Annotated in this window: 23 protein-coding genes; 6 read left to right on the top strand and 17 right to left on the bottom strand. The window is 58.8% G+C overall.

From position 1 onward, the window contains the following. Positions 1-75: 75 nt before the first annotated feature. From HY282_02070 to HY282_02045, 6 genes are all read left to right on the top strand, one after another. Positions 76-1896 (top strand): ATP-dependent metallopeptidase FtsH/Yme1/Tma family protein, encoded by a 1821-nt coding sequence (locus HY282_02070; protein ID MBI3802533.1) that lies wholly within the window; start codon positions 76-78, stop codon positions 1894-1896. Between the two features lie 175 nt (positions 1897-2071). Continuing rightward, positions 2072-2863, top strand: a complete 792-nt coding sequence (folP, locus tag HY282_02065) for a dihydropteroate synthase (GenBank protein MBI3802532.1) — start codon at positions 2072-2074, stop codon at positions 2861-2863. Further along, the gene (locus HY282_02060; GenBank protein MBI3802531.1) at positions 2860-3249 is read left to right on the top strand and encodes a PilZ domain-containing protein; all 390 of its coding nucleotides are present in this window, start codon (positions 2860-2862) and stop codon (positions 3247-3249) included. Before folP ends, HY282_02060 begins: the two co-directional genes overlap by 4 nt. 36 nt (positions 3250-3285) lie before the next feature. Next, positions 3286-3846, top strand: coding sequence for a DUF309 domain-containing protein (locus HY282_02055; GenBank protein MBI3802530.1), 561 nt, complete (start codon positions 3286-3288; stop codon positions 3844-3846). Positions 3847-3932: 86 nt separating this feature from the next. Then, a complete protein-coding gene (locus tag HY282_02050) occupies positions 3933-4319 on the top strand; it encodes a tetratricopeptide repeat protein (protein ID MBI3802529.1) in 387 nt (128 codons plus the stop codon). Between the two features lie 73 nt (positions 4320-4392). Then, positions 4393-4755 carry a hypothetical protein gene (locus HY282_02045; GenBank protein ID MBI3802528.1) on the top strand — a complete coding sequence of 121 codons (363 nt, stop codon included), beginning with the start codon at positions 4393-4395 and terminating at the stop codon, positions 4753-4755. A gap of 27 nt (positions 4756-4782) precedes the next feature. Here HY282_02045 and HY282_02040 read toward each other — a convergent pair whose 3' ends face one another. The 17 genes from HY282_02040 to HY282_01960 all read right to left on the bottom strand — a co-directional run bounded on the left by HY282_02040 (position 4783) and on the right by HY282_01960 (position 25685). Continuing rightward, a complete protein-coding gene (locus HY282_02040) occupies positions 4783-5436 on the bottom strand; it encodes a response regulator transcription factor (GenBank protein MBI3802527.1) in 654 nt (217 codons plus the stop codon). A gap of 54 nt (positions 5437-5490) precedes the next feature. Beyond that, complete coding sequence (locus HY282_02035; GenBank protein MBI3802526.1) at positions 5491-7635, bottom strand: GAF domain-containing protein; 2145 nt, start codon at positions 7633-7635, stop codon at positions 5491-5493. 28 nt (positions 7636-7663) lie between these two features. After that, positions 7664-8845 carry an aminoglycoside phosphotransferase family protein gene (locus HY282_02030; protein ID MBI3802525.1) on the bottom strand — a complete coding sequence of 394 codons (1182 nt, stop codon included), beginning with the start codon at positions 8843-8845 and terminating at the stop codon, positions 7664-7666. 129 nt (positions 8846-8974) lie between these two features. Then, positions 8975-9715 (bottom strand): acyltransferase, encoded by a 741-nt coding sequence (locus HY282_02025; protein ID MBI3802524.1) that lies wholly within the window; start codon positions 9713-9715, stop codon positions 8975-8977. Between the two features lie 46 nt (positions 9716-9761). Then, on the bottom strand, positions 9762-10991 hold the full coding sequence (locus tag HY282_02020) for a glycosyltransferase (GenBank protein ID MBI3802523.1): 1230 nt from the start codon (positions 10989-10991) through the stop codon (positions 9762-9764). Between the two features lie 117 nt (positions 10992-11108). Next, positions 11109-11921 (bottom strand): hypothetical protein, encoded by an 813-nt coding sequence (locus HY282_02015; protein ID MBI3802522.1) that lies wholly within the window; start codon positions 11919-11921, stop codon positions 11109-11111. Then, entirely contained in the window at positions 11905-13143 is a 1239-nt protein-coding gene (locus HY282_02010) for an ATP-grasp domain-containing protein (GenBank protein ID MBI3802521.1), read from the bottom strand. Before HY282_02010 ends, HY282_02015 begins: the two co-directional genes overlap by 17 nt. 69 nt (positions 13144-13212) lie before the next feature. Next, the gene (locus HY282_02005; GenBank protein MBI3802520.1) at positions 13213-14172 is read right to left on the bottom strand and encodes a polysaccharide deacetylase family protein; all 960 of its coding nucleotides are present in this window, start codon (positions 14170-14172) and stop codon (positions 13213-13215) included. Further along, positions 14156-14896 (bottom strand): hypothetical protein, encoded by a 741-nt coding sequence (locus HY282_02000; GenBank protein MBI3802519.1) that lies wholly within the window; start codon positions 14894-14896, stop codon positions 14156-14158. The genes HY282_02005 and HY282_02000 overlap by 17 nt, the downstream gene beginning before the upstream one ends. Continuing rightward, positions 14880-16112, bottom strand: a complete 1233-nt coding sequence (locus HY282_01995; protein MBI3802518.1) for a hypothetical protein — start codon at positions 16110-16112, stop codon at positions 14880-14882. The genes HY282_02000 and HY282_01995 overlap by 17 nt, the downstream gene beginning before the upstream one ends. Beyond that, positions 16109-17992, bottom strand: a complete 1884-nt coding sequence (gene asnB, locus HY282_01990) for an asparagine synthase (glutamine-hydrolyzing) (protein MBI3802517.1) — start codon at positions 17990-17992, stop codon at positions 16109-16111. The genes HY282_01995 and asnB overlap by 4 nt, the downstream gene beginning before the upstream one ends. 103 nt (positions 17993-18095) lie before the next feature. Beyond that, entirely contained in the window at positions 18096-19136 is a 1041-nt protein-coding gene (locus tag HY282_01985; GenBank protein MBI3802516.1) for a glycosyltransferase family 4 protein, read from the bottom strand. Then, entirely contained in the window at positions 19133-20317 is a 1185-nt protein-coding gene (locus HY282_01980) for a glycosyltransferase (protein MBI3802515.1), read from the bottom strand. The genes HY282_01985 and HY282_01980 overlap by 4 nt, the downstream gene beginning before the upstream one ends. 14 nt (positions 20318-20331) lie before the next feature. Further along, on the bottom strand, positions 20332-21915 hold the full coding sequence (locus HY282_01975) for an oligosaccharide flippase family protein (protein ID MBI3802514.1): 1584 nt from the start codon (positions 21913-21915) through the stop codon (positions 20332-20334). A 2-nt stretch (positions 21916-21917) separates the two neighbouring features. Then, positions 21918-23348: an O-antigen ligase family protein gene (locus tag HY282_01970; protein ID MBI3802513.1), complete on the bottom strand. Its 1431-nt coding sequence runs from the start codon at positions 23346-23348 to the stop codon at positions 21918-21920. A gap of 41 nt (positions 23349-23389) precedes the next feature. Beyond that, positions 23390-24547: a UDP-N-acetylglucosamine 2-epimerase (non-hydrolyzing) gene (wecB, locus tag HY282_01965; GenBank protein ID MBI3802512.1), complete on the bottom strand. Its 1158-nt coding sequence runs from the start codon at positions 24545-24547 to the stop codon at positions 23390-23392. 16 nt (positions 24548-24563) lie between these two features. Further along, on the bottom strand, positions 24564-25685 hold the full coding sequence (locus HY282_01960) for a polysaccharide deacetylase family protein (GenBank protein ID MBI3802511.1): 1122 nt from the start codon (positions 25683-25685) through the stop codon (positions 24564-24566). Between the last annotated feature and the right edge of the window lie 28 nt (positions 25686-25713).

The raw sequence follows: 25713 nt of genomic DNA, 5'->3' as shown, positions 1-25713 counted from the left end.
TTAGAATTGATTGTCACCGCCAAAAAACTATGTTAGAATGTGGAGCAATATTTTGAATTTGGGAGGACTGATTAGATGAACCCTCGTGTCAAGAACTTAGCCCCTTGGATCGTCGTCGCGCTCTTTATGATCCTGCTCTATAACCTCTTTAACACCTCTTCTCGGCCGATCGAAGATGAGATCATCTTCTCAGACTTTATGGCGAAGACGGAAAAGGGCGAGGTTTCCGAGGTCACGATTAAGGACAACTACATCTCGGGCATCCTAAAAGACGGGACAAAATTCAAGACCTACTCCGCCACCTACCCCGATCTGGTGAAGAGCCTCCGAGAGAAAAACGTTCGGATCACCGCAAAGCCGCCCGAAGAGCCCCCTTGGTACATGACCTTCTTAATGACCTGGGGACCGTTCGTTCTCTTTGTCGGCCTTTGGATCTTCTTCATGCGGCAGATGCAGGTCGGTGGAAACAAGGCGCTCTCCTTTGGAAAGAGCCGTGCCCGTCTCCTGTCGGATGACCGCAAGAAGGTGACCTTCTCTGACGTCGCCGGAATCGACGAAGCGAAGGGAGAAGTGGAAGAGATCATTGAATTCTTAAAAGACCCTCCCAAGTTCCAAAAGCTCGGCGGCCGGATTCCGAAAGGAGTCCTGGTGGTGGGACCTCCGGGAACGGGAAAAACCTTGCTCGCCAAGGCGATCGCCGGCGAAGCGGGGGTTCCCTTCTTCTCGATCTCGGGATCCGATTTCGTCGAGATGTTTGTCGGCGTCGGCGCGTCCCGCGTTCGGGATCTCTTCGAGCAGGGGAAAAAACATGCGCCGTGTATCATCTTCATCGATGAAATCGATGCGGTCGGCCGGCACCGCGGCGCCGGATTGGGCGGCGGACACGACGAGCGGGAGCAGACCCTCAACCAGCTGCTCGTCGAAATGGACGGCTTCGAGACCTCGGAAGGGGTGATCCTCGTCGCCGCAACCAACCGTCCCGATGTGCTTGATCCCGCGCTTCTCCGTCCCGGTCGATTTGACCGTCAGATCGTCGTCGGACGTCCCGACCTGAAGGGGCGCGTCGAAATCCTGAAGGTCCACACCAAGAAAATTCCGGTCGCCCCGAATGTCGGGCTCGACATTATCGCCCGCGGCACCCCGGGGTTTGCCGGCGCCGATCTGGAAAACCTCGTCAACGAGGCGGCGCTGCTGGCGGCCCGCAAAGGGAAAAAAGTGGTCGAGATGAACGACTTCGAGGAGGCAAAAGACAAGGTCCTCATGGGGGTCGAGCGGCGCAGCATGGTCATCTCCGAAGAGGAGAAGCGGATCACCGCCGTTCACGAAGCGGGTCACACCCTGATCGCCAAGCTTTTGCCGGGAACCGATCCGATCCACAAGGTGACGATCATCCCGCGCGGACGGGCGTTGGGGGTCACGATGCAGCTTCCGATCGACGATCGGCACAATTATCATAAGGAATACCTCTACAACACCATCGCCATTATGATGGGAGGCCGGGTCGCCGAAGAGCTGGTTCTCAACCATATGACGACCGGCGCCGGAAATGACATTGAAAAGGCGACCGACCTCGCCCGAAAGATGGTCTGCGAATGGGGCATGAGCGAGAAGATGGGCCCACTCACCTTCGGAAAGAAGGAGCAGGAGATCTTCTTGGGACGCGAGATCAACCAACATCGCGACTACTCGGAGCACACCGCGATTGAAATCGACAAAGAGGTGAAGCGTCTGGTCGTGGAGAATTACGAGCGCGCCAAAGCGTTGATCACCAGCAACATGAAAACGCTCAAAGCGCTCGCCGATGCCCTGTTGGAGAAGGAATCGCTCGACGCGCCCGAGATCGACCGGATTGTACAGTCGACCCTCTCCTCTCCCTCTCCGGCCATGTCGGTCTAACAAAGTGTCTTGATTGATCCGCGAACCCGCCATATCGTCCGAACCGAAGGAAAGAGGCGGGTTCGCGGTCAGACCTTCCGATTCTGATTTATCTAAAAAACATCCTCCACTCAAAGCAACCGGGATCTGGCACTGCGGCGCTTACCGGCTGAATTATGCGAAACGGCCCCTCTTGATGGCGATCCTCAACGTCACCCCCGACTCTTTTTCCGATGGCGGACATTTTTTTCGTCCTCGGAAAGCGGTCGATCAGGCGCTTCGGATGGAAGAGGAAGGGGCCGACCTGATCGATATCGGAGGGGAATCGACGCGGCCGGGCGCCCTTCCGGTCTCTTCGGTAGAGGAGGCGAGGCGGGTGCTCCCGGTCATCGAACAACTCGCCAAACGGATTGGGCTTCCGATTTCAATCGACACGACGAAATCAGAGGTCGCCCGGCAGGCGATCGACGCGGGGGCTTCGATTATTAACGATGTCAGCGGATTTACCCGCGACCCGCAGATGTTCTCCATCGCGGCGCGCACCCACGCCGGAATCGTCATCATGCATACGAAGGGAGCGCCGCAGACGATGCAGAAGCAGCCTCGCTATAGCGACCTGTTCGGTGAGATTCGGCGTTTTCTACATGATCAAATAAAAACGGCGGCCGCTCATCGGATTCCCCGAAACCGGATCGCCATCGATCCGGGAATCGGATTCGGAAAGACGGCAAGCCACAACCTGACGATTCTCCGCCACCTTGACCATTTCACCGACCTGGGGGCGCCGCTGCTCGTCGGGCCGTCGCGGAAATCGTTTATCGGCCGGATCCTTGACCTTCCACCGGCGGAGCGGATGGAAGGAACTGCAGCGGCCGCAGCGATTGCCGTTTTCCAAGGGGCCCGTATCGTTCGGGTTCATGATGTTCAACCGCTGGCCCGGGTAGTTCGCGTCGCAGAGGCGATCCGAAAAGGAGGAATGATTTCATGACGGCAGCAGAGCAGAGAAGGTCGCCTCGCGTAGAAGGGGTCACCTTCCCCGTGGAGTACAGCACCGAGGCGCACGCCCAGACGATCAAACGGGCACGCGCGGTGAGCATCGGGGAAGCGGGCTTTATGATTCTTCTGGAAGAATCTTATCCGATGGGAACCCCTTTATATTTGAAGCTCTATCTTCCCAAAACCTTTTTCCCTTTTTCCAACTGGCAGGCGATCCGCTTGGAGACCCAGATTGTCCGGGTTGACAGCCAGGTCGGGCAGGACGGTTATTTCCGCCACGGCCTTCTGATCACCCAGATCCCGGAAGAAGAGGGGATCGCCTTAAAGCGATACGTTCAGCTCGCCCACTGGATTAAAGATCGAGTAAATCCGTTATAACCCCGGCACCGTCCGGTCAGCCTTGGGGTGCGGCGCATGATCCTCTCCTCTCCGATTCCCGATCCTCCTCACATCGACGCACTTCCCTGGTATTCCAGCAACCGTTCCCTGCCCTCCTACCGCTTCGTCCCCGGCGTTCACCCCCATCCGATCCGAAACCCGCTCGGCCACAGCTACCGGGAGATCCGAGCCCAGCGCCATCCCCCCTGGCTGCCCGAAGAGTGGAAGACGCTCGAGGCCTATTTACGAGGGGTCGATCTCTTCAACCGGTTTTACTTCTGGGAAGCGCACGAGGGGTGGGAGGCGCTCTGGAAGAGCCATCGTCCCGATGCCGATCCGGCCCGCTTTATTCAAGGCTTGATCAATCTGGCCGCCTCGCTTCTCAAACTGCATATGCGGCAGCTCCCCTCTTCGCTTAAACTCTGGCGGGCTGCCGCCGGCCAGCTCGACCCATTTCGGGATCAAGAACAGATGGGAATCGATGTCGACACTCTCCTCCGAGAGGTCGATCATTACCTCCTCCCGATGGAACAAGGGATCCTTCCAGAGCTCGGATCAGGAACCCCGGTTATCCGATTGATCCATATAAATGAGTAAAAGAGGAATGCCGACTTGAATTCACCCCGGAATTTACCTATAGTATCTCAAGAACCTTTACTGCCACTCAGACCAGGAGGTGCGGCATGAACCGAGTACTTTTTTCAATATTGCTCGTCTTCCTCACCCTCTCCGGCTGCTACGGCGGCTCGGGGGGAAGCGGCGGCGCCGGCGGCCAGATTCCGGCGATCGCCTCGCCGGCCGGCATGACCCAGAAAGATGCGGCGGCCAAAAATGATGAGGGGGTCGATCATCTGCTCCAGGGCCATTACGATGTCTCCGCCCCGCTCTTTAAAGAGGCGGTCGGGATGAAACCCGATTTCGCCGAGGCGCACTTCAATTTGGGATTGGCGCTGGATGGCAAGGGAGATCATGCCGGGGCGACGGAAGAGTTCAAAAAAGCAAAGGAGTTCGGCGGCAGCAATCCTAAAATCGCCGAAAACGCCATCCTGAAGAAACACCTCGGATCTTAAATAACCCGGTATTCAGGGGGCAAGAGAAGCCGATCAACCCTCTTGACCCGCCTGGGTCTTTTTTGGAGCACACGTGAAGAACTCATCTGCGCGAAAGGGAACCCTTCCATTTTCCCCGGAGGATCACCAAAAGATCGCGGCGCTGAAACGGGCGGCTGCAGCGACCCCCTGCTGGGATGGCGGGCGCCCGCTCGATTCACACCGCGCGAGGGTATGCGGCATTGAGATTGCCTTCTTTTTAGCGGCCGACCGGGAAGATGAATCGGGACAATACCAGTTGCATATCACCGGAGAGGGGGGCCAGCCGGCGCTGGAGATCGTGCAGGCGATGGCGGTTCCCTTTTTTGGGGAGCAGCCGTATCAGATTCTCCCCGACGAGCGCCATCCGGGCCGCATCCGCGTCATGGGACTCTTTTTTGATTATTCCGGGAAATAACCTTCGGCATCGAAGGGAGGCCGGCAGCTAGACTTTGATGATTTTTCGCCGGATCGCATATTTGATCAGATCGGTCCGGGAATGAAGGCCCAGCTTCTTCATCAGATTGGAGCGGTGTGCATCGACCGTCTTCGGCTGAATGTTCAGGAGCCGCGACACCTCTTTGGCGGAGTGTCCCTCGGCCAGCAGCCGTAAAATCTCCCGCTCGCGCACCGTCAGCTGCTCATACGGCGGCTTCGGCTCCGGCCGTTGGGTCCGCTGGAGGTAGCCGCTGACGATCTTTTTAGAAACCCGGGGCGACAGATAGGTCTCTCCGCGATAAACGGCGCGGATCGCCGCGATCAGCTCGTTCGCCGCAGCATCTTTTAGAATATAGCCGGACGCGCCCGCTCCCAGCGCCTCCTCTACATACTCCTCATCGTCGTGCATCGTGAGGACAATGATCTTGGTCTTCGGCTCGATCTGCTTGATTCGAACGGCCGCCTGGGGGCCGGTCAATCCCGGCATCGCATAGTCGAGAACCGCCACATCAGGGCGAAACTGCTCTGCCTTGTGAATCGCCTCCAATCCCTCGCCGGCTTCGCCGACGATCTCCATGTCGTCTTCTGCCTCCAACAACCGCTTCATCCCCTGACGGAGCAGGGTATGATCGTCGGCCAGTAGCACCCTTATCTTTAGCATTGCGCACCACTCTTTCTAAAGACACCGGCCCCCCTCCGACGTCTATTGCATTGTTTATGGAGGACGGCGGGCAGACAGAGACCGTCTCACCCCCCGCGCCTGAGACCGCTCTCGCGGAAGCTCCCCCCCGGCAACGGCCTGCTCCCTTCTTTGAACGGGCGCCTCCAACGGAAGCTCGACGCGCAGTTCTGTTCCCCTTCCTCTTCCGGAAATCACCTGGAAGGTGCCTCCCATGAGATCGACCCGCTCCTGAATACCGACCAGCCCGAAATGGCGGGCGCGCCGCTTGGCCAAATTGATCGCATCGAAGCCGATTCCATTGTCGATCACCCGGACACGAACCCGCTCTTCAATCCGCTCTAAAAAGATCGCCGCCTCCGTCGCCCGCGCATGTTTGGCGATGTTGGTCAGCGCCTCCTGAATGACCCGATAAGCGATCGTCTCCATCTCGGAGGGAAGACGGCGAAAGAGCTTCACCCGCTTGAGGGTGACGTGGATCTTAAATTTTTTAGAAAACTCTTTAATCAAGCCCCGTAAAGTCGGCACCAGTCCAAGATCGTCGAGCTTGAGCGGCCGGAGGTCGGCGACGAGCCGGCGGATCTCCTCAATCGTCTGAGAGGCGATCCCATGGGCCTCGGCGATCTCTTCACGCTGATTGGCCATCTCCGGAGGAATCTGCTCGGCCAGAATTTCCAGGTGGAGCTTGAGCGCCAACAGCCCTTGTCCCATCGCATCGTGGAGCTCCCGGGAGATCCGTTTGCGCTCCTCTTCCTGGGTGGAGAGAACCTTGAGCGAGAGTCGGCGAAGACTCTCCTGATGCGCCCGGTTCAAATTATAGAGGCGGATATTCTCAATCGTTAACGCAATTTGATGGGCGATGGAGTTCATCAATGCAATCTCGCGGGCGTTGAAAGACCGCGGCTGTCGCGCGGCGACCGACAGAATACCGCGGGTCGTTCCCTTGTAAAGCAGCGGCACCCCGAGATAGGAGCTCCATCCTTTGAAGCGGGCGCGGTCGGGAGAAGAGACCCTTCGATCCGAGCCGATGTCCGAAATCGCCCACGGTTTTTGCGACAGTGCAATCATCCCTTCCAATCCCCGCGGGGAGAGCGGCTTTGACCGGCCGACCGGCGCCAAAGAAGGGCCGTGGGAAACGTGGACCGTCGGGACCCATTTCTCCGGATCGAGCAGAACGACGGTGCCGGCATCGACCTCCATTAACGCGACCGTCTTCTCCACCGCCAGTTCAATGACCGAGCGTTCATCGTGGCGCTCCGTCCCGGCGGTCGCAATCTCCGCGAGGAGACCATATTCTCTCGCCTTGTCCCGTTCCCGCTCGCAATACCGAATGTTTTCAATCCCGACCGCCGCCTGATCGGCGACGAACCGGGCGAGCTTGATCTCCGAGTCGGTAAAATGGTGCATCTTCTGATCGGAATCGATCGAGAGGACCCCGAGCAGCGTTCCCCGAAGGACAATCGGGACGACGAGGAGAGAGCGGATTTGAAACCGTTTCAACAAGACCGGAAGCCGGCGATCCTTCTGCGCATCCTCCATGACCACCTCCCGGCCTTCGCTGACGAGGTCGTAAAGCACCCCCTTTCGGACCGGGATACGGACCTCCCGCTCAAACGGCACATTCGCCGCCGCCAGCACCAACGCATCCTTCTGCTCGGTCAGCAAAAAGAGCAGGGCGCGGGGGAGCCCCAACGCTTCCGAAAGCTTTTCAACGAGGTTCTGCAGAAAAGAATCGAGGTCGGTTTCTCCGGCGATGGAGCGGCCGACCTGATAGAGGAACTCCATCTTTTTTTGAAACGCCGCCGTCTCGGAAATCCGCTTCCGCTCCAACGCCTGTTTCACCGACCACTTCAACTCGTCCGGATGGGTCGGCTTGAGGAGATAATCGCTGGCGCCGCGCCGGAGCGCTTCAACAGCGGTATCGACTGAAGCGTGTCCCGTCAAGATAATGGTGACGGGAGGAGCGGCCAGCTTCATGCTTTGCGTATGCAGCTCCAATCCGGTCATATCGGGAAGGTGATGATCGATGATGACCAGCGCATAATCGGCCCCGCGGAGCTTCTCGAGCGCCTCTTCCCCCGCGCCGGCCGTCTCAACCTCGTATCCTTCCAATCGAAGAATCTCCGCCAGCGTCTCCAGCAAGTGGGGCTCATCATCAATAACTAAAATTCGTTCCGCCATCGCAACGTCGTAGAGAGATCCTTCCTCTTCAACCCTCCAAATAATGTTGAAACCAGTCGACCATGAACTTGCGTAAAGGAACCGCATAAAACGTCTCATAGGACGGTCCGGGCGGTGCACAGAAGACCGACTGGGTAAAGTAGGTCATGTGCATCAGTCGAAACAGATCGAAACAGGGAAGACGTTCTTTGACTTCCATCGCTTCCGCCGCCGGCGCAGCCTGTCCGCCCTTCCCCGCCGATCCGGAACGAAGAAACTCGCTTAAAAAAATCGACTGCAGCTCGGCGATCAGCGCATGATCGGCCGTCCGGTAGCGGAGAAGCAGCTCAAGGGCGCAGTGGAAAAAGGCGGCATCATAACCGGCCAGCCCGGTCGTACAGTTCTGAAAATCGGTGAGGTAGAAGGAGCGCGCGCCAACCATGACATTCCAAGGGGCAAAGTCGGAATGTTGCAGAACCGTTTGCAGACCGCCTCCCTGTTCAAGCCGACGGAAGAGGCTCCGCTCCATCTGAATCACCAGCGATTCCGGAACGCCGGCCTTTCGACAAAGTTGCAAATGGCGCAAGCACTGCCGTTCGTACCGGAGGACGATCTCCTCCCCCGTCTCCTTCCCGCCGGAGGGATGACGTTCAGGCGGGATCCCCTGAAACGCTGCGAGCAGCCGGCCCGCCTCCGCCACCGATTCAACCAGCCGCTTCCGGTCCCGATGTAAGAGGAAGAACCGAGAGAGCCGAATCGGTCGGAAGAGAACCTTCTTCAAGCTGACGGAGGGGCAATACTCCATGAAGAGAATCTTTTCCTCCGGCAGCCGGCCGTACGGTTGGGGGACCCGGAACCGCGGCGTCGGCGCAAAGGCCTCATGCGCGATTCGGATTCCTTGGAATTCATTCTCAATGGTGGCGGCGTCGATTTGCGGATGATGATACCGCTTCAGGAAAACCGTTTTCTGAGGTGCTCCCTCTTTTGAAAAAAAGGAAACGAGATATTTGCCGGCGTTCTCGCCCTCCAGGTGCGCCATCGGCTTCAGCTCGAATGACCACTCGGGTCGAAAACCGAAAACGCCCCAGTGACGTTGATGCTCCTGCAAAACCAGCGCGCGCAGGGAGGCGAGTGAATCGGCGGTCCGGGCGCTCCCTTCCTCAGGAAGGTTCGGCCGATCGAGGGGGGTGACAGCTTTCTTCTCTTCTTTTCGGGCGGCGCTTCGGATCACCTGGTTCCTCTTTGTCCTGACAGGCCCGGCCTCCTCCGCAGGAAGCAAGGAGTGGCGCACACCCGGGCGCGCATCCGATGAATTTCTTGTTAACTTAACTCGATCAGACACTTCCTTCTCTATTGATCTTTATCCTTCACGTCGTCCCTGACGTCCTGAAACCTCCTGGGGAAGAAGCCGTTTTACCTCTTTTGCCGGATTTCCGGCCACCACCGTAAAGGGGGCGACATCGGAGGTCACGACCGCGTGCGATGCAACGATCGCACCCTCCCCGATCGTCACCCCCTTGAGGATCGTTGCATTGGAGCAGATCCAGACATTGTCTTCGATCACAATCGGGCGGCCCTCTTCTTTCGGAGCCGGAAGGTGGTTCATCCGGTCGATCGGGTCTTTTGGGTGACCATCATATCCTATCAGGCTGACCCGGTCGGCTACAAGTACATGCCGACCGATCTGAACCAGCGGGCCGACCGTAATGGTGACCTGGTAGCCGATATAACTCTGATCGCCGATGATCAACGTCGGCTGATCCCAAACAGTCGCGCCGGCAAGGGTGGTGATGCCATTGAGCGTCACATTCGATCCGATCCGAATCTCCAGATGCCCCTCGACCAACGGCACCCCTCCGACCAAACAAAATCGGGGCCCGACTTCCGCACAGATGCTTTTGAAAATGGGCTCCCAGTAAAGGACCCGGCGAAAGTGGTGCCACGCCGTTTTTCGGAGCCGCCGCTCATAATAGAGCGCCCGGTGGAGCGGGGTGATCACCGGGCAGCTGAAGCGGCGGACACGAATCGCCACCTCATAGAGCGCACGGTAGAAGGTCCCCTCTCTCCTCCTGATTTTCAGCGCGAGCTGCTGTAAACCCATCTTCTTCCCTTTGTTGTGTAACGGTCGAATCAATCCATCGGCCCGATCAGAGAGAGCTCTGTGTCTGGACCAGCTTCTGGTGCGGGCTTCCGCCGATCGCCCCCTCCGACTGCGCTTCAGTTTCGGTGGCCGCCCCCTTCCCCTCCACCAGGAGCGAGAGGAGCTCGACTTTGTGGTCCCAACTCTCCTGCTCCATCGTTTTGGAGCGGGCCACAGACGGCCCGACCTCTCCCTTTGAAATCAGATCGGCGACATGGGCGATAAATCCGGTGTGGCTTCCCCCGATCCGGACGTCCCCCCCCAGGCTTCGCACTTCGGGAAGATCGGTCGAAACCACCGGCAGCCCGGCCGCCAAATACTCTCGGAGCTTAAGCGGATTTGCGTAGAGTGTCAACCGGTTCACGACAAACGGCAAGATCGCCACATCGAACCCTTTGCAGTAGGCCGGCAATGAATCGTAGGGTCGCTTGCCGAAGAGGTGGACATTTTTTAATCCGGAGATCGGCGAAAGATCGGTAATCGATGAACCGAGCAACACGATCGACCAGTCGGGGTGCTCCAGCGCCATCTTGCGAATGAGGGCAAGGTCGACCCAGTCTGCAATCAGTCCGTGGAATCCGACGATCGGGTGGGGCAGCCGCGCCAACTCGGCCGGGATGGTCGTCTCCGGATCGACCGCTTTCTTGAAGTGATCGTAATCGACGCCGTGACGGACCAGATGGGTATTCGGATTCCAACGCCGCTTGCTTTCTTGAAGGGTGCTGGCCGAAACGATCACCATGTCGGCCTTCTTCAGGAGGGTCTCTTCCATCTCCTGGATCGCCGTCTGGGGCGCGTCCGAGAAGGCGGAGAATTCATCGACACAATGATAGACAACCTTTGCCTCGCCGAGCCGACCGACCACGTCGGCCGAAGAGGGGGCGTAGGTCCAGGTGATCGGCTTGGAGAAACCGAGCTTCTTCATCTGGCGTCGGATCATCCAGGCCAGCAGCCATTGATTCGATTTTCGGAATATCATCGAGTGATAAAAAGGGATCATCACCGGAGAGTAGACATAGATGTTCTCCTCCACCTGCTTGACCCCTTTGAAAAACTGACCGAGCTTGGTGAAGATTCGCCGAAAGTCTTTTCCGTTCAACCGGGGACTCCGGTTTCCGATCGAATTGACCCAAAGGATCCGATTTCCCTGTGCGAGCCGCTTCATGATATGCTTCTTGCTCAGCGGTTCGCCGTCCCAGTCGTTTGCAAAACAGATGATCTCTTTTTTCTGAAACATCAGACTAGCCCCCCATTCTAATTCGGGATGCCGAGTGGGGATTGCGGAGTGAAAAACCAAAACGACGTGTCCCGTTTATTCGCTTTAATCCGCAATTCGCACTCCGAAATCCGCAATTCACAACACTTTCCTCGCCATCGCTTTGAGACGCCTCGGAATCGGGAGGCGCAGCGCTTTAAAAGGCGCCCGCGCCCCGACGACCATCTTTCTCCAGAGGTGATAAAGCCGCTCTCTGCGCTCGAAACGGGCCTCTTCGCCGGGGGTCAGCCGCCCCTCCGGGCTCAGCCGCATTCCCTCTTTCTCGGCATAGAACCGTCCCTTGCGAAGCCCCGTGAGAAGCGCCTCCGGGGTCAAGCCTTCCGCCTCGATCAAAATCGCCATTCCGGTATACTGCGTCTGCCAATGAAAATCGGTTCCGTAAAAGCCGAGCACCTCCGGACGCTTTTCCCGCACCCCCTTTAAAAGGCGATAGTTCCAGAGCGCCGGGGCCCATCGGCCGTTGTATTTTGTATTCCACAATTCAATACCATCGAGCCCTTCTTGAAGCGGGGCGATCTGCGGCGCCAGCGGCGGATAGGGATGGGCCAAGACCGCCAAGCCCCCGAGCTGCTGGATCGTCTTCATCATGGCGGCCGGCGTCTCTTCCCGCTGATACCGATGCACGCCATAGCCGAGAAGATGAAGGCTGCCGGCGTCGAACCGATACGCAAATTCCAGCCCCGGCACCACACAGAACCGCGCGTCGGAAAGAGCCCGACAGCGGGCGACATACTCCTCCATCTTCTCCCCATCCATCGCCTCCGCATGATCGCTCATGATCAAGCAGTCAAACCCGCGTTTTTGGAAATGCGCCTTCAACGCTTCGAGGCTGAGCTCTCCGTCGGAGTAGGTCGTATGAAGATGGAGCGCGGCCTTATACCGATTTGGCATGATGGGTCACCCGCTTCCTATTTTTCTGAAAGTACCCCGGCATCTTCGCGAAGAAGAAGTGGAGCCACTCGATCACTCCCGGCAGCGGATCGTCCCGCCGGAAGGTGTCGTAGATCAACTCCTTCCGTTCCGACTTGAAAAACGCCTTGAGCGTCTCCCCTCGCTTCGGGAAGGGGGCGGGCCAGCCGGACGGGGCCCCCCGCAAAACGGCGAAGAGATGACGGCAGTCGCCGAGGAACCATCGGCAGAGAAGATCGGACCGATAGGCCGGGAAATCTTCAAACGGCTTTCCTTGCTCCATCTGGAGGAGCAGCCAAGGGAAATCGACCCCTGCCGCAATCGCCAGTGGAAGGGAGTTCCAAAACCGCCCGTTGATCTCCATTAAGATCGGCTCGGAGCGGCCCCGATCCCATTTGAACTCGACCATCGCCACCCCGTGCCACTTCATCCCTTTCAGCAGCGCCACGGCATGCTGGGCCAGAACCGGATCGGGCGCGATGCTTCGCCGCAGCGCACTTCCGGAGCCGGTCGGCCGAACATCACGAAGCCGCTCGTGGGCAAAGAAGGCCCGCGGGCGCCCCTGGTCGAAAAGAGCATAGAAGCCATACCCCCTTCCCGGGACAAACGCCTGGATCAGCGGGAAAGGGATCTCCTGATGGATCCGTTTATATTTTTCAAGCAGTTCCTCCGGCCCAAAGGCATACGCGGCCCCGCCGCCGGAGAGCATCCGATCTCCCCGCCAATAAGCCGACCACTTCGGTTTGATCACCACCGGATAGGCGATCGTCTTGGCCAGCGCCGGCAGCTCCAACAGGTCTTCGACGAACCAGGTCTGCGGGATCGGAACCCCTTCCTTACGCGCCAGCGTCAATGTCTCGGCTTTATTGCAAGCCTGAAAGATCGAATCGTGCGACGGCAGGGGAAGGCGGACATAAGGGAGGAGCCGGTCTCTGTTCGCCGAAATCGGCAGCAGGCTTGCTTCAGTCATCGGGATGAGATAATCGTATCCTCCCCGGCGCATTTCGTTGATCATCCACGCGATAAACGCGCCGACGCTCTCCGACGGCGACGGATAGATCCGCCGCTCCTGACAGTGCCGGGAGAATCCCCCTTTCGAGAGGACCGAGGAGTCGCCGACCACCACTTCGACCCCCTTCGCTCCGAGCGAGCGGGCGACCGCCAGTGCATGATTTTGCGACCCGTCTGTGATAAATACTTTCATACGACCCCCATTTCTATCGTTTATTTAACTCTGATCGTATGGGCCGATACAAGTACAAGTTCCGTGCCCTCATGGGCGATCGGTCTGGATGGTCGGAACGAACTCGGTTTTATCGTCGCGTTGGAAAGAGCGCTGCCACAGGCGCTTGAGCTGTCCCGCCCAATCGGCCGCTCCCACGATTTTGCACCTGAAATCAAACAGGGTGTCGTGATCATACACCGGAAGCCGGCGGAGACGGTAGCGGCCCTCTCCGGTATGATTCGCCCCCCACTCCGTGGTGCAGGCAAACCGATAGCCGGCCTCCTTCAACACCTTCTCGGTTCTCTCGTTGAAATCGCCGTAGACCCCCGATCCGAAGGGATAAGAGAAAGCGCTCACCCCCCCCTGCAGCCCCGACTCGAGCTCCTTCTTCGATCCGATGAGCTCCTCTTCCACCTCGGCCGGATTGCAACCGGCGAGCGATCGGTGGGAGCGGGTGTGCGAGCCGATCGACATCCCCTCGGCCCGCATCTGACGGAGCATCTCCCAGGTCAGCGGCCGCCAATGTTCCGGATGGGCCTCCCGGTCGGCCAGCGCGGGCGCGTCCCATTGAAGATGGTCAAAGGGGGCGCTCCGGCCGACCGCCCCGGTGATCACGAAAAAGGTCGCCGGCAGCCGGTACTTCTTCAGAATCGGCAGCGCATAGAGGTAGTTGTCTTGAAAGCCGTCGTCGAAGGTGATCACCACCTTTTTGCGCCGTCCGCCGAGCGGCGCTCCCTCACTCCACCGATCGAGCGCTTCCAGAGGAAGCACGTCGACCGCTCCCTCCGCAAGGGCCTTCATCTGCGCTTCAAACGCCGCGATCGGGACGTTGCAGTAGGGAACCCCTTTTTCCTGCGGCAGGTCGGAGACCTTGTGGTACATCAAGATCCGAACCTCCTCTTGTCCATCGGAGCGTCGAAAGCGGTCCATCAGACGATAGAAGGGATAGCCGAGGCGGACGAGCCACTTCGTCACCCGCTGCATTTTCCGCTTAAGAAGGGCACGCATCCGATTCTCTCCATAAAAAAGGGGCGCCCAATGCAATGCCGACCTGCTGGCGGAAAGAGAGGACCCCGGTCGCCGGAATCGCAAGACGATCGCGCCGGATCGTGAATTGCCCCGCCCGCAATGCCGCCAAGATTTCCTTGCCCGACCGCGCGGAGGCCACCGCAACCGATATCCGCCGGTCTTGATCCCCCTCATGAAAATCAATTCCGGCAAAACCGTGAAAATGCGGATGCCGCTCCCGCAGCCGCTCCAACCCCCGCAGCAGCTGAAGCGACGGGCGCTGCACCCCATGATATCGGCCGTTCCAAATCTCCATTCCATCCAGCGTTCCGGCGCAGGGATAGATCATGTTCAACGCCGCCGGGGAAGGGTGGGCCCAGACCGCAACGCCGCCGGCCTCGTGAATCTGATCGACCAAGGCCGCGATCGAAGGGCCGCGCAGCGGACGGGTGACTCCGAATCCGAGAAGATGGATCCCCGGACCGACCGAGAATTCAAGCCCGGGAATGATCACGAACGACCGATCGGAGAGCGCCTCGCACGCAGAAAGCCATGCTTCCCGCTTCTCTCGATCGAGCCCCTCGGCATGCTCCGTCATGGCGAGGAAGTGATATCCGTCCTGCTGGAAGACCTCTTTGCAACGCTCGAGCGGCCAGCGTCCGTCGGCGGAGTAGGTCGAGTGAATGTGTAAGGCGCCGATTTGTCTTTCAGCCGTTTGATCCAAGGGCCCCTCTCTCCTCGGGAGGAACATCGGCGAAAGCAAAAAGAAGCCAGCCGAGCTCATACGGCCGGCATTCGCGGTCAATCTTGAAGAGGGCCGATTGATCGAAGGCCGACAGCCAGTCGGTCGGACCGACAAAACTGACAAGCTTGTTCAGATAGATCGCTTTTGACAGCGGCCGCCGCCGCCGCATCGACCGCCAAATCACCGCATTCGCCTCATCGACAAATTGGAAGCGGAGCGGGTTCTCTCCCTGCAGCCAACGCAGTCCCCGCTCGATCTCCAGATGGTAATCTTCCATCGAGATCGCCGCAAGCCCTTTGAGCGCCAACGGCGCCATGCCATGCTGGTGGACGGCATAGACCGGATAGCGATCGACGACCCGCCCCCGCAAGGTGTTGTAATGCCAGGCCCACTCTCCGAGCTCTCCCTGCGCTTCACAGATCCGCTCGGCGCAGCGTTTGGCATGCGCGAGCGCCTCCGAATCCGAAAACCGCTTGGCATACTGCGCAAAGGCATAGATCCCGTAGACCTGTCCATCGAAGAACCCAAGACGGCTCCGGAGCGGCCGAAGCCACCCATTCGAGAGCTGCGTCGAGAAGGCAAAGAGGGCGGTCTCGGTGTTGAGGTTGCGCCGCAGCAGCCGATAGGCGAGATGCGCCATCTCATCGAACTTCGCCCGCTCCGGACCGGAAGCGGCCTCCGCCGCGGCGATTAATCCGATCAGAAGCCAGGACAATTCGGTGGTGGCATAAATGCCGTTCCCCGCCTCCTGATAAAACGATCCATTGCGTTCGAGTGCCGCCGCAATCCGGGGATCGACCCTTCCGGTCAAGACCGCCCCCGACCATAAGAGCAGCCCGATGTTTCCGATGTTTCGTGTGGTCGGAAGGGCGCTGATCGCCCCTTCCAGCATCTCTTCCAAATCGAACGGAATCGTCCATCCGCTCTTTGAGACCCGGTGCAGCCCCAGCAGGGTCATCGCCGTATACCGAAGTGAGATCCCTTCCGGCCGGGGTCCTCTGTCTCCATCGCGCATCGTAAAACAGAAAAGACCCCGATCTTTCAGCCACATCCGCTCCAGTCCTCTTAAGGACAGCCGGATCAGCGGGCGGACGGTCTCTTCCAAGGCGAGCAGGGCCAGCGCGCGCTCTTTTTCGGAAGAAACGCTTCTGACCCGCCCGGCTTCCGACGCGACGCCGATTGTACTCTTGTTCATGATCCACCCCCTTTTTGTTGAATAAAGATCCGGTGCCAATATTCCAACACCAGCAGGGTCCAGATCTCTTTATGACGGGTATACGGGTGCGCGGTCTCTTGATCGAGCATCTCCCCCACCCGCTCCTTTCGCATCACCTGGCCGATCAAAGAGTCCTTCTCTGCAAAGAGCCGACGGGCCGACGGGAGGACCTCTTTCTGAAACCAGACGGCCGGAATCGGGAACCCTTTTTTCTGGCGGGTGAGGATCTGCTCCGGCAGGCGCGGTTTCATCGCCTGGCGCAATAAAATTTTTCCCGTTCCCTTCGACAACTTTTGGCGTACGGGTAGCGTTGCCGCAAACTCGACCAATTCATGATCGAGAAAGGGGACCCGCAGCTCCTGCGAGTTCGCCATCGTCATCTTGTCGGCCTTGAGCAGAATCTGATCGGGAAGCCAGACCTTCGTATCGACATAGAGCATCCGGTTGACCGGATCGAGACCGGCGGTTTTCCGATAATACTCTTTGAAGAGGGAGGCGATCTGGGCCCCTCCTTCGGCATATTTGTCCTGAAGCAGCTCCCGCTTCGCCGCTTCGGTGAAAATTCGGGAGACCCCCCAGTAGCGCGCTTCGAGCGGCTGGTCGATCCACTCGGCATATTTCCGCCACCGCGCCGCCCGCTGCTTCGAGAGCAGGCCGGATGCCGCGCGAAGGAGCCACGACGGCGATTTTTTCTGGATCGAATCGATCAGGCGCATTTTATTGTAAAGCCCGTACCCCGCCAGGATTTCATCGGCCCCCTCTCCCGAAAGGACCACGGTCACCCGCTCCTTGGCATATTTCGAGATGAAGAAAAAGGGGATGCAGGAGGGATCGGCCATCGGCTCGTCGAGGTGCCAGACCATCTTCGGGATGAAATCGTGAAACGCGTCCGACGTCAGCCGGTATTCATGGTGGTCACTTCCGAGGTGCTTCGCCACCGCCCGTGCATAGACGAACTCGTTTGCTTTCGGATCGTCATAACCGACCGAGAAGGTCTGGATCGGCCGGTCCCAGCCCCCCTCTTTTGAAATTTCGGTCATTTCGGCGACGATGGCGCTGGAGTCGAGTCCGCCGGAGAGAAAGACGCCGAGCGGCACCTCACTCATCAGCCGCAGCCGGACCGACTCTTTCAAAAGCGCTTCGAACTGCTCAACCGGCGGCTCGCTCCCCTCCGGCGCTTCACGGAACTCGACATCCCAGTAGCTCTGAACCTTCACCTCCCCCTCTCGGTAGAGAAGAAAGTGTCCCGGCATCAGCTTGGTAATCCCCTGAAAGAGGGTCGTCGGTCCGGGAACATACCGAAGCGAGAGATAAGGATCGAGCGCCCCCCAGTTCACCGCACGCTCCACCCCCGGGACAGACAAGAGCGCCTTCGCTTCCGAGGCGAAGAGAAGTCGATCGGCTTGATGCGTGTAATAAACCGGCTTTTTCCCAAGGCGATCGCGTGCGATGAGGAGCTGCCGGCGCGGGCGATCCCAGATCGCAAAGGCGAACATCCCGCGAAGCCGCCGCAGACAATCGGGGCCGAACTCCTCATAGGCATGGAGGATCGTCTCGGTATCGGAGCGGGTCGCAAACCGATGTCCTCGGTCGATCAGCTCGGCCCGCAGCCCAAGAAAGTTGTAGATCTCGCCGTTGAAGACGATCCAGACCGAGCCGTCTTCGTTCGTCATCGGCTGCTGGCCGCCGGACCGATCGATAATCGAGAGCCGCCGATGGCCGAGGCCAATCCCCGGCTCGGTGAAGAGCCCCGCCGCATCGGGACCGCGATGCTGCTGGATATCGACCATCTGTTGAAGAATGCTCCGATCAACCTCTTGTCTCGGATCGCTCTGAACCCAACCTGCAATACCGCACATCGAAAAAACCCTCAGAATAGAAAAATGAATTCAGAAGTCAGGAGCCAGAGACCAGAAGGACTGCTTTTATTCTGACTCCTGACTTCTAACTTTTGGCTCCCCTTCATGACACCCTCGCCGATCCTTCATAGACATCGCGAAGGGCGACCAGGTTGTTTTGGTCTTCGCCGGGGAGCGCAAGACGTTCTCCCTGAAGGGCCCGGTCGATCTGGGAGATCAGATCGGCCACACTTCCCGGTTTGAAGAGGCGGGTCCCCTCGGGCCGAAATCCGGCGTCGCTCGCCACGGTCGGAATGCCGAGCGCCAAGGCCTCCCGGACCGAGATCGCATCGCCGTCGAACAGAGTCGGCCGAACGAATACGTCGGAGAGCGCCATGATGGAGAGACAGAGCGCATGGGGAACATTTCCGAGGAGGCGGATGAACTCCTCCCCCTGCCCCTGCGCAATCTGAGATCGGATCGCTCCCTCTTCCCCCCCCGATCCCATGATTAAACAGCCGAGGCGCGGATAGCGCTTGCGGAGCGCAAGACAGGCCTCGATGAGGAGATCGGTTCCATACTCTTTTTCGAGATAGACCGCCGAGACAATCAACGGGGAGAAACGGCGCCGGTAGTCGTCGATCGCTTCCGGCAGCGCTTGAAGGCGCTCGCCGAGGGCAAAGGCCGGCAGGACACAGATCCGCGCGGGATCGATTCGACTCTCCAGCAAGGCCCTCTCGATTTCTCGATTCACGGCGATGATCTTCTCGAGCGGGGCCGATGCGAAACGGATCAGAAACTTTCTCCCCCGTCTCCCTTTGGCATAATCGGGCATCAAGCCGGAATGGACGGTCACGATGTTCCGCCGGCCGAAGAGAAGCCCGACCCATGCGGTGACGGCGATGGCGAGCCAGCTTTTGACATTGTGGCCGTTGGTGTGGATGTGGCTGATATATCCCTTGGAAGAAAAGCGGATCAGCGTTCGGAGAAACCCGGCATAGCCGGCCACGCGGAGGGCCCCTTCCTTCGGAGTGCGCCCCGGCTCGATGTCGAGCACATCACAGGCCGCACCGCTTTTTCTTAGAAAGTGTGCGAGCTGCTGGACATGGACCGAGATCCCGCCGTAAGGGGGAGGGTAATCGCCGATCAACAAGATCTTCATCATGATGACAGCTTGACCTCCGAGACATTCATCTCTTCTTCTCGCTTACCCGACCAATGGGCTCCCGGCACCCGCTCTTGGAGCAGGCGGTCATAAAATTGCTCCGTCTCCTTGACCATCCGCTCCAAGGAGAAGCAGGTTTCAATTCTTTTTCTGCCGGCCTCTCCCATCTGTCGCGCCAACGCCCGGTCTCCGAGCAGGCATAAGATCCGGTTTGCAAGGGAATCGGGGTGGCCGGACGGCACCAGATAGCCGGTCTCCCCCTCGATGATCGCCTCGCGATTTCCTCCGACATCGGTCGCCACCACCGGCAGGCCGGCCGCCATCGATTCGAGAATGGCATTTGAGAACCCCTCCGCCAAAGAAGGGAGCACCGAGATCTCCATCCGGGACAGGATCTGCGGAACATCGCGCCGGGATCCGAGAAACACGATCTGCTTCTCGATCCCCAGTTCGCGCACGCGCGCCTCGAGCGTCGGCCGAAGCATCCCGGTTCCGATCAGAAAGAATTTCACCGCCGGATAAACCGCAGCCACCCGCACCGCCGCCTGCAACAGGGTTTCATGGCCCTTGACGGGGTTGAGATTGGCGACGATTCCGATCGGGCGGTCTTCCGAATCGAGCGGCAAAGAGACCTCTTGAATTGCGGCGCCGAATCGGTCGAGATCGACGCCGTTATAGATCAGCTCGATCTTTTTCGGGTTGAGCTTCTCCTTCTCGATCAACATTCTGCGGACCCCTTCCGAATTGGCCATCGCACGGGTTAATACAAAGGAGAAGCCCTTCAGCGCCCAGCGGTGCCACCCTTTCATCGTATGCCCCAGGTCGAGCCGGTTCGTCACGATGACCGGCACCTGCGCGATCAACGCGGCCGGCACCCCGACGATATGGGAGTAGAGGTCTTGGGTATGGACAATCTGGACCTCCTCCCGGCGCATGAATCGGGCCATCTGAAGAACCGCGCGAAGCGAACGGGGATAGTAAATCTTTCCCCGGATCGGAAATTCGACCACCGGGATGCCGGTCGCTTCGAGGACCGGTAGCAGCGGCCCTTTCCGAGCCAGACAGCCGACCAGCGGACGGAATCGCTCCCGGTCGATCCGCCGGAGCAGATCGACCATCTGCATCTCCCCCCCCCCGATATTAAGACAATCAACCAAATGCAAGACAGTAGGTCTGCTCATGTGTAACTCCTTGCTTACGATTTCGACAACGCCGGGAGCAGGGCGCCAACCCGCCGGACCATTCGGGCGATCTCCCGTTTCTCGTCGAAAGTGATCAGATGTGAACCGAACAAAAAAACCAAATAAAAAACCGTATAAACCGTCGCCGAGAGCAACACCATCCAGGCGGGAGAAGCCGTTCCGATCCGCCCCATGAAGAAGACCGGGACCGCGCAGAAGACCGAGAAGATGCCGATGCTCAACAGATCCCGCCAAGGGAGCAGCGCCGACAGGGAGAGCGGGATGAGGCGAGCGACCTTCCAGAGCATCGTTACCTTCGCAATCACCAGGACCAACGTCAGCGTGAGCACCCCGCCGGAGAGGCCGAACCAGGAGAGGAGGGGGAAGATGAACAAGAGGGTCAAAACGAGCTTCATGAAGGTGATCTTCAAAATAAAAGTGGTATCGGCATAGGCGCGCAGCACCCCTTCGGTCAGGAAGATCGCCGTTAATAACGAGAAGAGCGCGATCCGGAAGAGAGGAACGCTCGAGAGATAGGTCGGCGTGAAGAGGAGGACGATTAAGTCGTGTGCAACCACCTGAAGGAAGACAAACGCCGGGAAGAAAACCATCGCCAGCTTCTTGGTTATATCGAACCAAAGCGAGATGATCTCCTCCCGCGTCGCCCGCTGCCGAAGGGACGACATCCGGACGATCATCAGCTGAGACATCGGCGTATAGATCAGCTCCACCAAGGGAAGCTGGAACATCCCCACCGAGTAGACGGCGAAAACCGCGGCGCTGTAGGAATAGGCGACGACATACTGATGAAATTTGTCCTGCGTCGCTTGGAGAATGACGGCAAACCCGAACGGGACCGAGTAGGCGAGCTGCTTCCGCAGGGTCGACCAGTGAACATCGCGCCACCGGAGTGAATAACCTCGGATCACATAAACCAACACCCCACAGAAGCGGACAAAGGCAAAGGCATTCATTCCCCACATCAAATCGGTGAGGCGGTGGCTCCAGATCAGCGGCAGCAGCATGCAGGCGGTCTTGGCCGCTTCGGAGAGAAAACCGAGCGCCGACGCCTGAACGATCTTCTGCGAAGAGATCAGCAGCGCTTCAAAATAGGCCGAGGAGAGCATCAAAAAAATGAAAATGCCCATTTGAAAGAGATAGGGGGCGAGTTCCGGATTGTTGAAATAGCCGGCGATCGTCTTTCCGAAAAAAGCAACGAAGAGGAGCGCCACCAGGCCGGAGAACTGGAGAAAGAGAAAGGCCTGGATCAGATAGGTCTTCATCCGCTCCGGCTCTTTGGGAATAAAATAGTAGAGGCTCTGAATAATGCCGAACGGCAGGATCATAAAGAGGCTCGAATAGACGAGAAAGATCTGCTTATAAGTTCCATATTCGGTTGGATTTAAATATCGGGCCAGGATGATCGGAATCAAAAAAGTAAAGGCGGAGGAGAGTCCCCGTCCGAAGATCAGCGTCAATGCTTGCTTGCTGATGGAGGCGCTCTTCTCTCCCTTTGCTTGTGAAACCCCATTCTCTGTCGTGGGAAGCGGCGCCTGTCCGTTCGACTCAATCCGCTTCTGTTCGGATATCGACTGCACACTCATTCTCTTTCCACCTTTTTCCGTTGCAACACCACCGCAAGTCCCGCAAAAATATAAGGAGGCCAGGTCCGCGACACCCCGAGGGTGAGGCTACAGGCCAAAAATCCCCAGAGGGCGATCTCCGCCGCCCGAGCATAGAGGGCCGCCCGGCGATCCGTCTCGTCTTCCTGAATTGCTTCCAGCCGTGGGGGCCGCCCGACCGCAGACGTCGGACCGATCATCGGACCCATCAAGGGGCGCCGGACCCGCGGAGCGCTCCGGGAGGGTCTTCGAATCCTCCAGAGCGCGCTCCCCATCAAACCGAGAAAGCTGACCAATCCGGGAAGGCCGGTCTCGCCCATCACATTGACAAATGTATTATGCGCCGCCCGCCACTTCGTTCCTGCATCTCCCGGAGCATAGATCGGCCAGCCGAGGACAAAACAGCCGACCCCCACCCCCAGCAGCGGACGATCTTGCACCATCGCGAACCCCGCCTTCCAGGCATAGACCCGCCCCATCGCCGATTCGTCTTGACGAAAATTCAAGATGGTCTCGGCCCGCTCCCAATAACGCGCCGGCGCGAGCGGAAGGAGGACGGCGCCGAGCGCCGCCGCCAATGCGAAATTAAAGAGCCGGTTTCGGGAGCGAAGGAACTGGAAGAAGAAGACGACCATCAGCCCAACCAGCCCTCCCCGCGAGAAGGTCAGATAAATCGTTACCAAAAAGATGCAGAGCGGCACCAGAAGGAGCAGCCGCTTGAAGAACGATTGCTCCATCTCCAGGAGGGCGAGGACGACCGGGATCAAAATAACCAGATTGTAGGCAAGGTCATTCGGGTCGGCGTAGATGCCGATCCAGGCGGCGCGATACCCCTCCACCAGATCGATCTTGAGGAAAAAGCGGACCAATGCGCCGACCGCCGGCACCATCGCCGCCCAGGTGATCACCCAGAAAAGCGGCCGGATTCGCTCGTTTCGATTCAACAGATGGAGAATTAAAAAGTAGACCAGCACCACCTTCAAAAAATCGAGAAACGCGTTGAGGGCATACTCCCGCCAGAGGGCCGTGATGATGGACAGACCATTACATACCGCAAAGGCGATCAGGAAGAGCGAGGGGGGATCGGTCAGCCGCCAAGGGGTCCCTTTCGCCCGCATTGCAGAGAAGAGGAAAAGAAACGAGATCACCGCCAGTCCCTTGGCGATCGGCCAATCTTCCAACGGGTGATAGAGCATCCCCGGAGAGATATAAATCAAGGAGACAAAGAGGAGGAGCGCACCGTATGCAATCCGCTCCTGGACCGACGGACGTCCCGCCTCGGGACGCTCGCGCAGCGGCTTCGAAGCGGCCGCTGAAAAAGAGAGCGGGCTCTTAAAAGCGAGCGGCTCCCCGCCTGCCTCGGCAGGGATGCCCGAGAGAGGGGTCCTGTATCGACCGATTTGCGCCATTATTTCTCCTAAAACCTCAGCCTGAATCTAAATTGCTAAACCTAATTAAAAGGGGCGGGGGCCGAGAGGGGAAGCGCCGTCGGATGACGTCGCCCTTGCCCCGCGTGTCCCTGCAAAACCTGAACGATCCGGAGGGCTGCCTGGCCATCCCACAACGCCGGCACCTTCCCTCGTTTTCCGCGTCCTTCAATGATATCGATCACCGCCGACAGAACCCGCTGCGGATCGGTTCCGGTCAGCAGATTGGTCCCTTGGGTGATCGTCACCGGCCGTTCAGTGTTCTCCCGAAGGGTCAGACAGGGAATGGCCAAGGCCGTCGTCTCCTCCTGAACTCCCCCGGAATCGGTCAAGACCATTTTGGCATCCCGCATCAGCCGGAGGAAATCGAGATAGCCGGCCGGCTCGCAGAAGGTCACGTTCTTCATCGCGCGAAAGGAGGTCATCAGGTCGAACTCTTCCATTCGACCGAGCGTCCGGGGATGGACCGGGAAGACCACCCGGATTCGCTTCTCCACCTCGGAGAGGAGGGCGAAGATCCGGTGCATCCCCTCCTGCGTATCGACGTTCGACGGACGGTGGAGTGTGAGCAGGGCATACCCCTGGGGGGCCAGGTTCAGCTGGCGAAGGATGGTCGATCGCTCCGCCTCCTGCGCATGGCTGATCAATGCGTCGATCATCACATTCCCGACCCAGAAGATCCGCTCCTTTCCGATCCCCTCATTGAGCAGATTTTGAACCGCGCTCTCCTCGGTGGCAAAGAGCAGCTCGGAGAGCTGATCGGTTAAAATACGATTCATCTCTTCCGGCATCCGCCGGTCGAAGCTCCGCAGACCGGCTTCGACGTGGGCGACCGGAACCCCGACCTTCTCGGCGGCCAGCGCGGTGGCGAGCGTCGAGTTGACGTCGCCGACGACGAGGACCTGATCGGGCTTCTTCCAGAGGATCACCTCTTCGAATCGCTGCATAATCTCCGCAATCTGCCGGGCCGCGCTCCCTGAGCCGACCCCCAGATTCACATCGGGGATCGGAAGGCGAAGCGCGTCGAAGAAGACTTTCGAGAGCGTTTGATCGTAATGCTGGCCGGTATGGACGAGGGTGGTCTCGAAGAGATCGCCCCATCCTTCCTTGATCTGTTGAACCAGCGGCGCCATCTTCACGAAATTGGGCCTGGCGCCGACCACACAAATGAGTCGGATCATTCTTGCTGGGGTCTCCTCAAAAATAATTTGAGATCGGGTATTTTTTGTCTTGACCGATTTTAAAAAGCCCTTTGATCTGGGAGACGATCATCGCCTTGGAACATTTGGATGACCAGCCCCAAGCGCTGTTCTCCCAGAGGAGCTCTCGGCCGAGCAGATAGGGACTGAGGCCGATCTTGTTGACCCGATGCGCGGTGGTGCAAGCGGAGCGGTACCCGCAGGCCTGCGCCGCTTCCGCGACCGATGCATTGACCCGCCCATCCGGATAGGCGAGATGGACGGTCTTGATGCCAAGCCGTGTCTCGAGCGTCTCCTTGGAGCGCCGCAGCTCCTCCAGGGCCGCCGTCGGCTCGACCTCGGTCAGCAAACAATGGCTCGCCGTGTGAGAGCCGAAATGCATCCCCTCCCGCGCCATCGCATCGACCTCTTCCCACGAGACCATCATGGCATCGGCGGGAAACCCCTCTTCACCCAGACAAAGCTTTTCCTGCAAGAGCGCCACCAGGGCGGTCAGCTCTTCTTTCCAATAATGCTCCAAGACCTCGCGGGTAATCTCCAGCGGAGAGGTCCCACGGATCGGGACGGTCGGATTCATCGTGATTCGCTGTCGCAGCACCGCTTCGATCGGAAGCGATTCCTGCATCGCCTTGTGGATCAGAAAGAAGAGCCGATCGTGGTCGAAGTGCCGAGAGGTGCCGACATAATCGGTGCAGAGATAGAAGATCGCCGGGACCCCCTTCCGCTTTAAAATCGGATAGGCATGATCGTAAATCCCTTTATAACCGTCGTCAAAAGTCACCACCACACTGTCGCGCTTGAGCTGCCGTTTCCCTTCGACAAATTCGACCGCCTGGTCAATCGAGAGGAAATCGAAGTGCGAGCCGATCTGATCGATCTCTTTCTCAAAAAGGGCACGCGACATCAGCTGCTGCGGCATCATCCCCGCTTCGGCGGCCTCCTCAGCCGACTCCACGACGGCATGATAGCCGACCATGAAGAGGCGGTTCTGGGCAGGGCAGCGATCTCGGAACTGGACATAGAGATCGAGCAGGCCGCTGTAGTAGGCCCCTCCCGCCAAGGCCGACTTCATCCATCGTCGAAAAGGGGGAAGCGACGGCAAACGGGTCTCGGGAATCACCGGCCGGGGAGTTCGTAAAGAATGCGGG

The organism is Candidatus Manganitrophaceae bacterium (genome assembly GCA_016200325.1).
Lineage (GTDB): Bacteria > Nitrospirota > Nitrospiria > SBBL01 > Manganitrophaceae > Manganitrophus.
The sequence above is the reverse complement of the archived record's forward strand: the minus strand, read 5'-3'. Positions and strand labels throughout refer to the sequence as shown.